Here is a 13,668-nt window from a genome sequence, read left to right as displayed (position 1 = left end):
GTCAGCCGGCGATCAACGCGTCCTTCTCCGCCAACTGGGCCTTCTCGCACCGACCCAGCTCGCCAGGGTCGTCGCCCTGATCCCCAGGTCCTTCGCGGCCTCCGGGACCGGTTTCCCGGTCTCCGTCACGATGCGCACCGCCCCCTCACGGGACTCCGCCGTGAACTTGCGACGCTTCTCCGCCATGACGACCAACATCCCCGGCCGTCAGGACCTCCGCCACGAAGGGAACTCAGGTTTTCAGGGGGCGGGGCGACGGGGGCAGACGCCGGTCTCGGCGTGGTCGGTCAGCTGGTCGAGGAAGCTGTCGAGCGTGACCACGGGGGTCCGCCAGCCGAGTCGTTGGCCGAGTCGGGTCATCTGGGGCTGCTCGAAGGCGGACTCGGACGGATCCTCGGCTCCCTCCAGCCAGCGCTCCACGGGCCCGTCCCACCGCACGTAACCTTCGGCGAGGACGACGACCCGGTCGAAGTTCTCCGCGCAGAAGTCCGTGTCGTGGGTGATGGCGATGATCGTCTTCCCCCGCTTGTGCAGGTCCCCGAGGAGTTCTTCGAGCAGGGCGACGGAGCGGTGGTCCTGACCGGTGGTGGGCTCGTCCAGGACGATGATCGGGGTGTCCATCGCGAGGACCGAGGCGAGGGCGACCCGTTTGCGCTCGCTGAACGACAGATGGCGGGGGTGGCTGTCCGTCTCCCCGGTCAGGCCGGTGACCCGCAGTGCCCACTCCGTGAGGGCGGTCCGGCGGTCGGCCGAAAACCCGAGGTTCCGGGGTCCGAAGCCGACTTCCCGGGCCACCGTGGCGGCGTGCAGTTGGTTGTCCGGGTTCTGGAAGACGAAGCCCACGCTGCGGGCCAGATCGGCGATCCCGAGCTCCGCGGCGTCGCGGCCGTTCACCTCGACCGTCCCCGACGTGGGGCGGGCGATGCCGATCAGGTGCCGGGCCAGGGTGCTCTTGCCCGCCCCGTTGGGGCCCACGACCGCCACGCGTTCGCCGGCCTCGACGGTCAGCGAGACGTTCGCGAGTGCGGTCGTTCCGTTCGGGTAGCGATGGACCAGGGAGTCGATGCGCAGCACCATCACAGGCCTCCGGTGGTTCGCGCGCTCTTCAGCGCGGCGGCGAACCCGTCGGCGGCCGCCTCCAGTGTCACGGGCAGTGGACGGTCCTCCTCCCACAGGCCGCGCCCGACGGCGCGGCGTGCGGCCGTCGTGTAGCGCAGCGGGGCCACCCCCCAGTCTGCGAGCCGGGGGTCGGTGAGGACGTCGGCCGGTGGCCCGTCGGCGGCTGTCCGCCCCTCGTCCAGGACCAGGACGCGGTCCACGCACCGGGCCAGCCGTTCCATCCGGTGCTCGAACAGGACGACGGTCACGCCCTGCGCCCGCAGGGTCTCCAGCGCGTCGAACACCACGCCGGTCCCCACCGCGTCGAGCTGCGAGGTCGGCTCGTCGAGCACCATGACCGCTGGCCTCATCACCAACGCCGATCCGATGGCGAGAAGTTGTTGCTGCCCGCCGGAGAGTTCGTACGGGGAGAGGTCGGCCAGAGCAGTGAGCCTCAGGTCGGCCATGACCCGCTCGACCCGCCGGATCATCTCGGCCCGGCCGACGCCGAGGTTCTCCAAACCGAAGGCGAGTTCCTCGCGCAGCGAGAACCGCGCTCCCGACAACTGGCTGAACGGATTCTGCATGACCAGGCCGACCTCGCCGACGAGTTCGGACGGCGGAGTCTCCGTCAGCAGCCGTCCGCAGACTCGCGCCGAACCCTTGGACGCGCCGCCAGTCATGTGCGGGACGACTCCGCTGATCACTCCCGCGAGTGTGGTCTTGCCCGCTCCCTCGGCACCGACCACGGCACAGAACTGGCCACGCGGCACGACGAGGTCGATCTCCCGCAGGGCGGGCCGGGAACCGGTCGGATAGGTGAGGGAGAAGTCCCTGAATTCGATCACCGGAGCACTCCGAGTACGTTGGCGACGACGGCGGTGAGCGCGCACAGTCCCATGACGGTCCGGGCAACCCGCTGCGCCGAGGTGTCCGACACCTCGGTCAGGAACGTGGGACGCCGGCTGGTGCCGAAGCCCCGGGTCTCCATGGCCACCGCACGGTCCCCCACATCCGTGAGGGCACCGAGGATCAACGGCCCGGCCATGGGGACCAGGGCCCGGATCCGGCCGCGCAGCCCCTTGACCGGTAGCCCACGCGCCTGCTGGGCGTGCAGGATGCCCTGGGCCCGGCCGGCGAGGGCGGGCGCGATCTGCAGGGCGGCCGAGACGACGTAGACCGTCTTCGGCGACATGCCGCGCTGAGTCATCGCGCTCATGAGCGCGCCGGGGTGTGTGGTGAGGAGAAGGAGGAAGAATCCGCCCATGAGCACCATGATTCGCAGGGCGGTCTGGGTGGCGAAAACCAGCCCCTCGTATTTCAACTCCAGGGGGCCGATTTCAGCCACCACGCGACTTGTTTCCGGATAGAAGAAGCCCTGAATCAGGTAAACTGTGAGAGCGATCGGAACCCACAAGGCGAGGAGCACGGGGAAGAATTTACGCAGGGTTCCCGAAGCAATTACCATGGGAAGCACCGCCGTGCAGAAGAGCAGCAACGGCCACCAGGTCATGGTGAGGGCGAATGCGGACACGGTGACGGTGACCGCGAAGACCAGCTTGGTGAGCGGATTCAGTCGGTGCACGGGGGAGTCGTCGGCCGAGCGCGGGGATATGTCCATGAGGTCACGTCCCTCTCGGCACGAGGCGGTGGACCGCCAGCACGCGATACCGCTGGACAAAGGGGAATCGGTGCACGTAGCCGGAGGGCAGGCCCGCCAGCAGGGTCAGGGCCAGGGCCACGGTCAGTGCCTTGTCCAGGGGATCCGCGATAATTCCCTGCAGGCTGGCGGCCTTCAGCATGCTGTTTCCGTAGGCCTGAAACGTCGCGATGACGGCTGACTGTCCCACCGTGCCGCCGGCGTTGCCGAAGACGAAGGCCGTGATGGGGGCGGAGACCACGCCGGCGAACACGCCGATCACACCCCCCGCGAGCAGGGCGGTCGGCACGCGCCGGAACCAGCCGGCCCGGGCCAGGGTGCCCGCGATGAAGCCGATCAAGGCGGCGGTCACCGCATAGGGCAGCGCCCCGGGCGTGATGGTCATCCCGACGACGATGCTGGCCAGAGCCCCGGTGGCGGCGCCCGCGGCGGGTCCGGCGAGCACGCCCACGAGCACGGTGCCGATCGAGTCGAGCTGGAGCGGCAGGCCGCTGAAGTAGACGATCTTTCCCATCACGATGTTGATGGTGATCGCCACTGGCAGCAGGGCCACGGTCGTCGTCGGCAGCCCCGCCACGGCACCGGAGACGATCAGCATCGCCCCGAGGGTGTATCCGCACAGGGCGAGCAGGGCGGCCGGACCGCCCACGCCGCCGTGTACGGAATCGGGTCTGGCTGAGATCAGCCCCGCGTAGGTGATGGCGACGATTGCCGCGCCGATCCCGATGCGCCATTGCGGAGATAAGTGCCATGGATTTAACGAAAATTGTGCCGTCACTTGAACTGCCACTCCCCGAGTGTTGGCAAGCTCCATTAGCCGCCGGTCATCATCCGGAGTGCGAGTGACCCGTGTCAACAGCCACTCCTGTCCGGCGAACGGTGAAGTGGTTCCCCTCGTCAGGGATATCGAAACTCAATTGACAAAGTAAGATCTTCGACGTTCTACTTGACCAAAACTTGGCTCGCCTCGGGCGGTGCTTTGTCCCATTTTCCATGCAAGTGGCGAGTTTCTCATCAATCGTCAGAACGGGGTCGTTGGCATGTCTAATCACCAGTCCTTCGCGGATTCGTACACTGCGGGCTTACGCGACATTCTTGCGGAGGGCAGCGAGGTCGCCTCGGTGCGCGATCCGCTCTCCAAGGCGTCGGGCTTCGGCCAGAACGACCGCCCGTATCGCGAACTCCTGGCCCATCAGAGCCGCATCGCCGACCCGGCCTCCTGTCTCGCGGTCACCCCGCACCTTCCGGTCAATCTCTCGTACTGTTACGGCCTGCTCGCCTGGTCCCTGGACGGCCGGAACGACGTCGACACTCCCGCGTACTACCGCCGTGGCGCCCATGAGTACTCGGACGACCAGCACACGCTGAGCGGTGCGTTCGGCCACCGGCTGCTGACCTCCAAAGGGAACCAGCTGGAGGAAGTGGTCGGCCGCATCGAGCGCGACCCCGCCCACCGGCGCGCGTTCGCCATGGTGTTGCAGCCCGAGGACAACTTCCGCCAGTCGCGGGAGTACCCGTGCGCCGTGGGCGTCCACCTGTTCCTCCGGGACGGCGCGCTCACCTGGATCACCGTCATGCGGGCCCAGCAGGCGCTGACGGTCCTGCCGTACGACGCCTTCCTCTTCATGGGGATGCAGCAGTACGCGGCGTCGCTGCTGAACGTCCCGAGCGGCCCGTACATCCACCAGTCGGGCACCTTCCACTTCTACGAGAACGAGGTGGACCTGGCCCGGAAGGTCGTCGAGGAGCCGGTGGAGGCGGTGTCGCTGCCCGCGTTCCCCGGCACCCCGGACGGCGGCCGGGAGGTCGTGCGCGAACTCGTCGACTTCGAGCGCCGGTTGCGGCTCGCGGCGCAGTCGGGCGATGTCGCGGCCGTGGACGAGATCGCCGCGAACAAGGCGAACACCGAGTTCGCCGACGCCGCCCGGGCCTGCCTGGCCACGCACGCCTACCGCAAGCTGGGCGACGCCACGTCGCTGGTGACCAGCCCGGCCTCGAGCGGTGGCGTCGCGAACCTCATCGCCGCGATCTGATCGCGGCGGAGGATCACACGTGAGGACAACGGTTCGTACCCCACTGGAGCCGAAAGGTCCGGAGGCGGCCGAGGGCGGCGGGACGCTGACCGAACTCGTCGTCAGGCGGCGCCGGATGTTCGAGGCACACCCGGGCCGGGCCCGGTTCACCTACCCGGTCATGGCGGCACTGGTCCCGGTGGCGACCAGCAGAGGAGGCGAGGTCGCCTATCCCGGTGATCCGATGTGCCTGTACTCGGCGCTGACCCTGACCATCCAGCGCTCGGTGGCCCGGCTGCACGCGAGACTGCCGAAGGAGCCGTCCCTCGACGACGTCTGCCCCGACTGGGGGGACTACCCGGACGAGGAGTACCGACGTACGGCGAACGGGCCGCGGAGCACACTGGTCGCGGACAGCCGGACCACCGACGGCCACGTCTTCGACCCCCGCATCTGGGACGAGGCGGCCCGGGAGCGGTTCATCGCCGAGCTCCGCGCACTGCGGCCCAAGGTTCTCCTGCTCAGCGCGGTGTCGGCGGCGCACCGGTACGCGCTGGATATGGCCGGGCTGGCCAAGGAGCACGCGCCGCACTGCGTCGTCGTCATCGGCGGCCGGCACGCCGACGAGACGATCCGGTACCGCGACGCCGACGGCACGGCGGAGTTCTCCTGGAGCAGCACGGTGGAGGTCGTCCGCGACGGCCGCGCGGGTCAAGTCGTCGACTTCGTGGTCGCCGGTGACGGCGCACCCCTGCTCGACCTGCTGCTGCGGGCCGTGTCGCTGACCGTCCCGCCCGGCTTCGGCCCGACCGACAACGCGGCGGTGCTCGACGCCCTTCCGCTGGTGGCCGGTGCCGAGGAGACACTCCGGGGTTCGGGCACGATCGTCGGCTTCTGCCCCGGTGAGGCGGTGGTGGTGCCGGTGCGCGGCGAGCGGCTCAGCTCCATCGAACTCCCTTCACCGTACGAGGCGTTCTCCATCCGCGCGCGCTTCGGTGTCTTCGCGGAGGCCGGGAGCCACCCCCTGGGCAGTCGCACGGCGCACATGATGACGCTGGACTCCTGCCCGTTCAAATGCACCTTCTGTTCGGAGAGCATCCAGGTCTCCCAGCGGCCCACGCGGTTCGCGGTGAGCGAGACGGAGCACGTGGCCCGGCGGGTTCGTCGGCTCATGGACTGGGGCGCGGAAGCCGCGTTCTTCGACGATCCGGTGTTCTGGGGCGGGAACTGGAAGGCGATCACCGAGTTCTGCCGGGATCTGCGGGCGCAGGGCACGGACCTGCCGGGCGGCGGCTCCTTCGAGTGGGGCGCCCAGCTCACCGTCGACGTGGTGCTCAACCGCGCCAAGGCAGAGGAGGTGCGCACCGGGCTCGAACTGATGCGCAGCAGCGGCTGCACCTATATCTACATCGGCATCGAGAGCATGGCCGAGAGTGTGATGGCCCACGTTGGCAAGAACCTGCTGCGCCGCAACCCGGAAGCCTGGGTGAGCAAGGTGCGCGAGGCGCTCACCAGCATCCGGGGCCACGGCATCAGGGTCGGCAGCTCGGTCCTCTTCGGTCTGGACGGCGAGTGCCGGGAGACCATCGAGGAGACGATCGAGGAGATCGGTCGGCTGATCGACGACGAACTGCTCGTCATGGCCAGCCCCAACATCCTCACGTACCACCCGGGTACGGCGATCACCGCCGCACACGGCCAGGACCGCCTGGACTACCACTCACGCAAGGACAACCGGCCCCCTTACTCGTACTTCGAGGAGGCCTATCCGGAGGTCGTCTCCCGACTGCTCACCGAGGACGACATCTGGTACATCCACAAGTCCGCGGCTGAGCGGTGGGGCACCGTCCGCAACAGCGCAGCCGAGGCGGCGACATGACCAGCAGCACCGACAACGGCCGTGGGAGGGCATGTGCTTGACGTCGATCACAAAAGTTACTGGGGAGACTACTTCTCGTATTTCCCCGCTCTGGCCCGCTACATCCCACTGGGCGAGTACGCCCGCCGGGTCCGGCCGCGCGCCTGTGTCCTGGGCGTCTCCGACGGGAAGTTCGCCCTGCCGCTGCTCCGCGCCGGCTGGGAGGTCGTCGGGGTGGAGAGCGACGAACTCTTCCTCGACGGAGGCGAGTTGGACCTCGTCGACGGGCACCACGACATCCTTGGCCTGCGGGGGCGGCTCGCCGCCGAGGGCCTGGCGGACCGGTGCACCGTGGTGGAGCAGGACTACATGACCCTGCCCGCCGAGGGCGGCTTCCAGCTCGTACTGGGCAGCGGCCTGTGGTCGATGCCGCCCAACCGGGCCCACACCATGGAGGCTCTCGTCCACCACGCGATGGACATGGTCGCGCCGGGCGGACTCTTCTTCGGCGAGTACCTGATCGGGCTCAACGACGACGAGCGGCAGTGCGGGTACTACCCGACGGCCGCGGAGATGGACCGGATCGTCAAGAGGCCCGGCTGGGAACTGTTCGAGAACGCCGACCTGGGCATCCGCGGCGAAAGCCACCTGGGCTACGAGCAGTGGCACTACCACCGGTACGCGGCCGTGATCACCCACCGCATGCCGCCGCCCCGTGAGCCCGCACGGGAGAAGTGACCTCCGTGACCGGAACGCATCTCAACGGCTGTCCTCGCACCAGTGGGGGCAGCCGCCCGGCCGTCGTGGTCACCGATCTCGACGGCACGCTGCTGCAGCCGGACAGCACGCTGAGCGGGCGAACGGTGGCGGCGCTGCGTGCGGTCGCCGCGCAGGGAACCCACATCGTCTTCGCGACGGCCCGCCCGTACTGGTCCGCCCGCGAGGTCCTGTCCGCCGTGTCCGGTCTGGGGGCCTTCCTGGTGTCGTCCAACGGTGCCGTCGTCAGCGACCTGGACAGCGGCGACGTACGGCGGATCCGGGCGATGACCCCCGCCACAGTCCGGGCCGAGATCGCGGTGGTCGGGCAGCGCCCCTGGGCCGTGGACCGAGAGCACGATCGGCTGCTCGGTCCCGGCTGGCCCGACATCCTGGCGAGCGGTTACGGGACTGTCCGGCACGTCGATGACGTGCCGGACGGTTCTCCCGTGCTGTGTCTGATGGTCCACACCGATCCCGGCGGCCGGCTGCCGACGCTCGGTGTGCGGGGTGCGGTGCGGTGGACCTCCTCGGGACCGGGACTGCTGGAGGTGTCGGCCCCGGAGGCGGACAAGGTGTCCGCGGTCACATCCATTTTCGCCGATCTCGGCGTCGGCTGGCAGCAGGTCGTCGCCTTCGGCGACGCGTCCAACGACGTGGGGCTGCTTGCCGCCGCCGGCCTCGGCGTGGCCGTGGCGAACGCGAGCGCGGACGTACGAGGGGTTGCCGATGCCCTCACCGCACGCAATGACGAGGACGGCGTGGCCGCCTGGTTGGAGGGGATGTGCCTGTGTCACGTGTGAACAGCCTCGCGGAGGCAGACCGGGTGTGGATCGTGGGCGGTCCTGGCTGCGGCAAGTCGACCCTCGCCCGCGCCCTCGCCGAACAGCGTGGCGTCGAGCCTGTCACGCTCGACGCCCTCTTCTGGGGGCCGGCCTGGACACCGGTGCCCACGGCGGAGTTCCTGGCCCGCGTCGAGCGGGAACTGGCGGCCGAACGCTGGATCGTTGACGGTCAGTTCGCCGAGTCCGTCGAGGCTTTCGCCCACCGGGCCGACTGCGTGGTGTGGACGGATCCGCCGCTCCGTGTCACCTGGCCGCGGCTGCTGCGCCGTACCGTACGGCGCTGGATACGCCGTGAAAGACTCTGGGGCGGCGTCAGGGAAACACTGTGGTCCGTCATCGGCCCCCGGTCCATCCTCTGGTACGCCGTGAAGGTCCGCGATTCCCAACGGCTCGCCAACCAAAGGTTGTTCGACAAACTCAGGGGCGCCGACGTCCTGCTCGTGCACACGCGGGACAGCGATGTGCGGTCTCTGCTGAAATGAACCCCGGTATGGTTTAGGCCCACATCCCACCTGATCATCTTCCTTGGAGCTCCCCCATGCCCGTCTCCTCGTATGACTCCGTCGACCAGTTACCGGCGGTGGAATGGGACGCTCTGGTGAGTGGCGGGACGATCTACTCCAGCAGCGGCTTCGCCGGCGTACGCACGGAGGAACTGCCGCTCGGAGCTACCGCCCGCTACTTGATTGCGCGCGACGATCAGGGGGCGCCGGTCGCCGGAGCCGAGGCGTACGCGTTCATGCGCCCGCCGCACCTGCTCTACACCCCCACCGACCTGCTCGCCGGGCTGATCAGCGACGAACACCGCGTACATCTGGCGGCCACGCCCCTGGCGATCGGTGCGGGCTGGTCGGAGTTCCGGGGGCAACTGCCGGGCCGGGACGGGGTGACGGCGCCGGAGCGCTCGGCGGCGGTGCGCGCGCTCACCGCGGCGGCCCTCGACTTCGCCGGGACCGCCGGGGCGAGCGTGCTCGGGTACTACTACCTGCCCCGGGCGGAGGCGCTGGAGGTCGCCGAGGCCCACGCCGACGACGGGGCTGTACTCCTCTACCACGACGTGGAGACCGTCCTGCCCGTCGGCCTGTGGCAGAACCTGGACGACTACCTGGCCTGGCTGCCCTCCGGCCGGCGGCCCCGGGCCCGGCGCGAGCGCAGGGACTTCGACCGCAGCGGACGGACCATCCGGGAGGTCTCGCTTCCCGAGGTCGTCAAGGAGATCGCCCCGCTCAACAGCGCGCTGATGCGCCGGCACGGACACGAGTACGGCGAGGAGCGCGCGGCGGCCGTGTACGACCGTCAGGGCCGTTACCTCGGCGACCGCAGCACACTGCTGCTGGCGGAGGATGCCGAACACCCCGTCGGTTTCGCGCTGCGGTACCGGCACGGCGACACGCTCTACGCGCGTGTGGCCGGTTTCGACTACTCGGTGCCCAACGTGGCCGACTATTTCAACCTGGTCTTCTACCACCCCGTGGCGTCGGGCGTCGGGCGGACCGTCCGGGCGATCCACCTCGGTCTGGGCACCTTTCAGGCCAAGTTGGCGCGTGGCGCCCAGCCTCATCCCCTGTACAGCGTGTTCGTGGGAGTGGACCGGCCGTTGGCGGCGGACGAGAAGAAGGTCCGCGAACGCAACCGCGCCGGGGCGGAGGCGTTCGGCGCCGAGTACGGCCGGTTCGTGGTGGGCGGGCTGAACACCGACGACTGGCTGCTGTGAGCAAGGGGAGGAAGCGCACATGCCTGATGTGAAGCACTTCAAGTCGATCGACGACATCGACCCGGCCGCCTGGGACGCGCTTGTGCCGGGCAGTTGCTTCTACCAGAGCCACGCCTGGCTGCGCGGCCAGGAGCGGCCCGACTTCGCCACCCCGGGGTATCTCACGGTCGAGGCCGACGGCGAACTCCTCGCGGCGACGCCTTACTACGACTTCCTGTCCGAGAACGCACCGCCCCTGCCGGACGTGGCCGAGGGCCGCACCGTGCTCAGAGTCGGTACCCGTACCGGCTACCACAACGAGTTCCTCCTGCTGAAGGATCCCGGCGCGGCACAGGAGGCACTCGACGCACTGATCGCCGGTGCCGCCGAGCAGGCCGCCGCGCTGGACTGCGACGCGCTGCTCTTCGACTTCGTTACCACCGACAGTCTGCGGCTGCTCGCGGCAAGGTTCGAGGTACGGGCACAGCTGCGGGCCGCCGAGGCCGTGGTGCACAACGACGGCGGGACCTTCGAGTCCTACCGGCAGCTGCTCGGCCGGAACGTCCGCAAGCGCGAGTACGAGATCCGGCGCTTCGCGGGCTCCGGGCTGCGCGTGGAGACGGCCCGGCTCTCCGACTGCGTCGACGAGTTCGCGCCCCTGGTCGGCCAGACCATGGACCGCTACGGCGCCTCGCTCGACCCCGCGGAGATCCACGCGTTCCTGACCGTCCAGGCACGCTGTCTGGACGACCTGGGCACGGTGTTCCGCTGCGTCGACGAGGAGGGGCGCCTGGTCGGTGCCAACCTGAGCTTCGACTGGCGGGACACCTGCTACGCCCGGGTGGCCGGCTTCGACTACACGCGGACGCGGAACGCGTACGAGTACTTCAACGTCGTGTACTACGAACCGCTGCACCGCATGGAACGCCACGGCATGACCGCGCTCCATCTCGGGCCCTCCGCTCTGAAGGCGAAGGTGCACCGCGGGGCTTCACTGCACCCGTTGTGGGCGGCCGTCGTCCCGCTGCCGGCCACCGCGGGCGCCGGGCTGCGGCGCGACGCGGTGGCGGACCAGGCACTCGCCGACGCGGTACGGGAGGAGGCGGGCGGCGGCATGAGCGACGACGAGTGGGACTTGAACCGTGTCACTCCCCTGTGACGGATGCCTCGCCTTCGGGCGTGTGGACGGGCCACAGCACCGGGCAGAACTCCGGGTCGGAATAGTCCGGTTGGCCGGCGGGGGTTCTGCGGACCAGGGAGTCGTGCTTGTAGGGCTCCTGCCGGCTGTCCGACAGGGTGTGGTCGCGGTAGGTGTTCGTCCCGTCCTGGAGGTGGAACGAGATGGCCCGGCGGGGCCGGGGACTGCGGTTGGGGCCGCTGCCGTGGTAGAGGTGGCAGTGGTGGAAGGTCATGTGCCCCTTGGGAATGTGCACCGGAACCTTCTCCACCAAGGCGTCGTTCCGCTCCGCGTCACCGTTCAGGAGATACTCGCGCCGCACGTCCTGCGGATCCCCGACGGGCCGTGCGGCGCCGTGCCGATGCCGCCAGCGATGGCTTCCGTTCACCATGGTGATCGTGCCCGACTCCTCAGTGCAGTCGTGGAACGGAATGAAAGCGGTCAGCATCTGGTCCGACGAACAAGTCGGCCAGAAATACTTGTCGAAATGCCAGGAGACAATGTTGGACTTCTCGTGGGCGACCGGCGGCTTGTAGATCAGCGTTGCCTGGAAGACACGTATTTCATGCGTCTGCGCCAAACGGGCCGCGACTGCCCCGAGGATGGGTTTCCGCAGGATCTTCCCAATGATTTCGTCCTGGTAGTGGATGTAGTCGTTGTTGCGCTGGACGTCACCGTCCGCAGGCGTCCAGTCGGCCAGTCTGTCTGGCCGCATGGGAAGCTCACGGCCGCGCTGGCCTGTGTAATAGAGCTCGCTGGCATCCGTCAGAGCGTCCACTTCATCGTCAGTGAGCAGCTTCTCGGACAAATACCAGCCGCGCTCCGAATAAATCCGGACATCTTCTTCGCGGGGGAGCAGGTCGACTTCCTCGGGGGTAAGTCCAGAATGGTCGTACATCCCTCGACTCCTGTTACCGAAAATAGGCTGCAAAAGCGGCATCGCCCCTCACGGTAGCGGACGGGAGTGCCCCATGCTAGCGTTGCAATGATTTTTTCACAGAGGGTTTGACCGGGGGTTGGAGTGGCCATATTCGACAGGGATACCCGAATCCTTGTTGCGGAGAACAAGGACTTCCGCAACATCTGGCTGGGGGAAACCTCGGCGCATTTCGGCGGACAGTTGACCAGTTTTCTCCTACCCCTGATCGCGGTCACCTATCTGCACACCGACGGCACGGGCGTGGGCCTCGTCTCGGCCGTGCAGTTCGTCCCTGTCGTGGTGCTCTCGCTGATCGCCGGTGTCATGGTCGACCGGTATCCGCCGCGCCGCACCCTCGTCACTGCCAGCCTCGCGCAGGGCGCGGCGCTGGCTGCGCTGGGCGCCTTCCAGGCGGCCGACGGGCTGACCTTCGGCCAACTTGTCGGCGCCGCCGCCGTCATCGGTGTCGCCACCGTCTTCTACGAGGTCGCCTACCAGGCCACGCTGCCCAGGATCCTGCCGCTGGACTCCATCGCCGCGGCCAACGGTCTGCATCAGGCGACGTACTCGGTCAGCACCCTCGCCGGACCGTCCGCGGCCGGCTTCCTCGTCGGCAGGCTGGGGTTGTCGTCGGCGCTGACGGTGGCCGCCGCGTGCTCCGCGGGTGCCGTCGTCAGCGGTCTGCTGCTGCGGGGCGTCAAGGCCCCCGAACAACCTCGTGAGTCAGCGCTGAAGGCGATCGGTTCCGGGCTCCGCTACACCTGGTCACTACGCCCGATCCGGGACCTGTGCGTCCAGGCCGGTCTGTCGAACCTGCACGAGAAGGCCTTTCTCACCATCTTCCTGGTGTTCGCCGTCCGCGGGCTCGGCATGAGCGGCACCACCGTGGGCGTGATCATCGGTGTCGGCAGCGTGGGCGCCCTGATCGGTTCGCTGTGCGCCAACCGGCTCACCAAACGGTGGGCCGTCGGCGGCGTGCTGGCCCTGGGGGCGGTGCTGGCCGCGCTCGGCCTGCTGCTCGTTCCGGTCGTCAACCATGTCGGCGTGTACGTCGCCGTGCTCGCGTCGGTCGCCATGATGCTGAACGGCTTTGGTGTGGCGCTGTTCAACGTGTTCGCCGTGAGCCTGCGGCAGGCCATTCCGCCGGAGCACCAGATCGGTGCGGTGACCGCAAGTTACCGACTGGTCGCCCTGGGCACGCTGCCCTTGGGCGCCATCGTCGGCGGTGCCCTGGCCGACGCCCTGTCCCCCGGTACGGCCCTCTGGGTCGTGGGGTTCTCCTACCTCGTCGTCTCGTTCTGGCTGACCGTTTCCCCCCTGCGGCGGGCCCGCACACTGGAGGAGGCGCGGGAGCTCGGTCGTACGCCGGAGGCGTCCGCGCCCGCGACCGAGGACGCGGACCGGTCCCCCTCGGCCTGATAGCGAGGCCGGGGGCCGGTAATCACCCGGCGCCGTGCGCACCGGGCAGACCTGCGGGGAAGACCCGCTCGTGCCGGGTGCGGCAGACGAGGCGGCCCCGGTGGAACACCGCACGGTCCGCCCGGGCGTCCGCCATACGAGTTCCGTCGGTGCCCCACAAGAACAGGTGAACGGCCCTCATCGTGATCACGGTGAGGGCCGTTTCGCGTTGTTCTCTTGTCCTCCTGTCCT

At 68.8% G+C, this 13,668-nt stretch carries 15 protein-coding genes; 8 read left to right on the top strand and 7 right to left on the bottom strand.

The window, feature by feature from the left end:
• Window positions 1–12 precede the first annotated feature (12 nt).
• From IEY89_RS23675 to IEY89_RS23655, 5 genes are read right to left on the bottom strand one after another with little or no spacing between them, the layout of a single operon-like run.
• The gene (locus IEY89_RS23675; protein ID WP_229695387.1) at window positions 13–186 is read right to left on the bottom strand and encodes a transposase; all 174 of its coding nucleotides are present in this window, start codon (window positions 184–186) and stop codon (window positions 13–15) included.
• 54 nt (window positions 187–240) lie between these two features.
• Window positions 241–1,077: an energy-coupling factor ABC transporter ATP-binding protein gene (locus IEY89_RS23670; RefSeq protein WP_189149476.1), complete on the bottom strand. Its 837-nt coding sequence runs from the start codon at window positions 1,075–1,077 to the stop codon at window positions 241–243.
• The gene (locus IEY89_RS23665) at window positions 1,077–1,946 is read right to left on the bottom strand and encodes an energy-coupling factor ABC transporter ATP-binding protein (protein WP_189149475.1); all 870 of its coding nucleotides are present in this window, start codon (window positions 1,944–1,946) and stop codon (window positions 1,077–1,079) included. The genes IEY89_RS23670 and IEY89_RS23665 overlap by 1 nt, the downstream gene beginning before the upstream one ends.
• Complete coding sequence (locus IEY89_RS23660) at window positions 1,943–2,719, bottom strand: energy-coupling factor transporter transmembrane component T family protein (protein ID WP_189149474.1); 777 nt, start codon at window positions 2,717–2,719, stop codon at window positions 1,943–1,945. Before IEY89_RS23660 ends, IEY89_RS23665 begins: the two co-directional genes overlap by 4 nt.
• 4 nt (window positions 2,720–2,723) lie before the next feature.
• On the bottom strand, window positions 2,724–3,536 hold the full coding sequence (locus tag IEY89_RS23655) for a hypothetical protein (protein WP_229695386.1): 813 nt from the start codon (window positions 3,534–3,536) through the stop codon (window positions 2,724–2,726).
• Between the two features lie 262 nt (window positions 3,537–3,798).
• Here IEY89_RS23655 and IEY89_RS23650 point away from each other — a divergent pair, with 262 nt between their 5' ends.
• Genes IEY89_RS23650 through IEY89_RS23620 form a run of 7 tightly spaced genes read left to right on the top strand, consistent with a single transcriptional unit; the run spans window position 3,799 to window position 11,081 of the window.
• Window positions 3,799–4,791, top strand: a complete 993-nt coding sequence (locus tag IEY89_RS23650) for a thymidylate synthase (protein ID WP_189149472.1) — start codon at window positions 3,799–3,801, stop codon at window positions 4,789–4,791.
• 19 nt (window positions 4,792–4,810) lie between these two features.
• Complete coding sequence (locus IEY89_RS23645; protein ID WP_189149471.1) at window positions 4,811–6,649, top strand: B12-binding domain-containing radical SAM protein; 1,839 nt, start codon at window positions 4,811–4,813, stop codon at window positions 6,647–6,649.
• A 33-nt stretch (window positions 6,650–6,682) separates the two neighbouring features.
• Window positions 6,683–7,366 (top strand): class I SAM-dependent methyltransferase, encoded by a 684-nt coding sequence (locus tag IEY89_RS23640; RefSeq protein WP_189149470.1) that lies wholly within the window; start codon window positions 6,683–6,685, stop codon window positions 7,364–7,366.
• Between the two features lie 5 nt (window positions 7,367–7,371).
• Window positions 7,372–8,187, top strand: coding sequence for an HAD family hydrolase (locus IEY89_RS23635; protein WP_189149469.1), 816 nt, complete (start codon window positions 7,372–7,374; stop codon window positions 8,185–8,187).
• The gene (locus tag IEY89_RS23630; protein ID WP_189149468.1) at window positions 8,175–8,711 is read left to right on the top strand and encodes a P-loop NTPase family protein; all 537 of its coding nucleotides are present in this window, start codon (window positions 8,175–8,177) and stop codon (window positions 8,709–8,711) included. Before IEY89_RS23635 ends, IEY89_RS23630 begins: the two co-directional genes overlap by 13 nt.
• Before the next feature lie 56 nt (window positions 8,712–8,767).
• The gene (locus IEY89_RS23625; protein WP_189149467.1) at window positions 8,768–9,943 is read left to right on the top strand and encodes a GNAT family N-acetyltransferase; all 1,176 of its coding nucleotides are present in this window, start codon (window positions 8,768–8,770) and stop codon (window positions 9,941–9,943) included.
• A 19-nt stretch (window positions 9,944–9,962) separates the two neighbouring features.
• Entirely contained in the window at window positions 9,963–11,081 is a 1,119-nt protein-coding gene (locus tag IEY89_RS23620) for a GNAT family N-acetyltransferase (protein WP_189149466.1), read from the top strand.
• On the opposite strand, the gene IEY89_RS23615 is transcribed toward IEY89_RS23620, so the two are convergent.
• Complete coding sequence (locus IEY89_RS23615; protein WP_189149465.1) at window positions 11,068–11,997, bottom strand: phytanoyl-CoA dioxygenase family protein; 930 nt, start codon at window positions 11,995–11,997, stop codon at window positions 11,068–11,070. The genes IEY89_RS23620 and IEY89_RS23615 overlap by 14 nt on opposite strands.
• Window positions 11,998–12,120: 123 nt before the next feature.
• Here IEY89_RS23615 and IEY89_RS23610 point away from each other — a divergent pair, with 123 nt between their 5' ends.
• On the top strand, window positions 12,121–13,437 hold the full coding sequence (locus tag IEY89_RS23610; RefSeq protein ID WP_189149464.1) for an MFS transporter: 1,317 nt from the start codon (window positions 12,121–12,123) through the stop codon (window positions 13,435–13,437).
• A 22-nt stretch (window positions 13,438–13,459) separates the two neighbouring features.
• Here IEY89_RS23610 and IEY89_RS23605 read toward each other — a convergent pair whose 3' ends face one another.
• Window positions 13,460–13,618 (bottom strand): hypothetical protein, encoded by a 159-nt coding sequence (locus IEY89_RS23605; RefSeq protein WP_189149463.1) that lies wholly within the window; start codon window positions 13,616–13,618, stop codon window positions 13,460–13,462.
• Between the last annotated feature and the right edge of the window lie 50 nt (window positions 13,619–13,668).

It is taken from the genome of Streptomyces lacrimifluminis (assembly GCF_014646095.1).
Classification (GTDB): Bacteria; Actinomycetota; Actinomycetes; order Streptomycetales; family Streptomycetaceae; genus Streptomyces; species Streptomyces lacrimifluminis.
This window is presented reverse-complemented; position numbering and strand designations above follow the sequence as displayed.

What these genes read in the sequence shown, in the direction of transcription:
- IEY89_RS23675 (WP_229695387.1), bottom strand. Translation starts at nt 186, where the DNA reads ATGGCGGAGAAGCGTCGCAAGTTCACGGCGGAGTCCCGTGAGGGGGCG.
- IEY89_RS23670 (WP_189149476.1), bottom strand. Translation starts at nt 1,077, where the DNA reads ATGGTGCTGCGCATCGACTCCCTGGTCCATCGCTACCCGAACGGAACG.
- IEY89_RS23660 (WP_189149474.1), bottom strand. Translation starts at nt 2,719, where the DNA reads ATGGACATATCCCCGCGCTCGGCCGACGACTCCCCCGTGCACCGACTG.
- IEY89_RS23650 (WP_189149472.1), top strand. Translation starts at nt 3,799, where the DNA reads ATGTCTAATCACCAGTCCTTCGCGGATTCGTACACTGCGGGCTTACGC.
- IEY89_RS23625 (WP_189149467.1), top strand. Translation starts at nt 8,768, where the DNA reads ATGCCCGTCTCCTCGTATGACTCCGTCGACCAGTTACCGGCGGTGGAA.
- IEY89_RS23620 (WP_189149466.1), top strand. Translation starts at nt 9,963, where the DNA reads ATGCCTGATGTGAAGCACTTCAAGTCGATCGACGACATCGACCCGGCC.
- IEY89_RS23615 (WP_189149465.1), bottom strand. Translation starts at nt 11,997, where the DNA reads ATGTACGACCATTCTGGACTTACCCCCGAGGAAGTCGACCTGCTCCCC.
- IEY89_RS23605 (WP_189149463.1), bottom strand. Translation starts at nt 13,618, where the DNA reads ATGAGGGCCGTTCACCTGTTCTTGTGGGGCACCGACGGAACTCGTATG.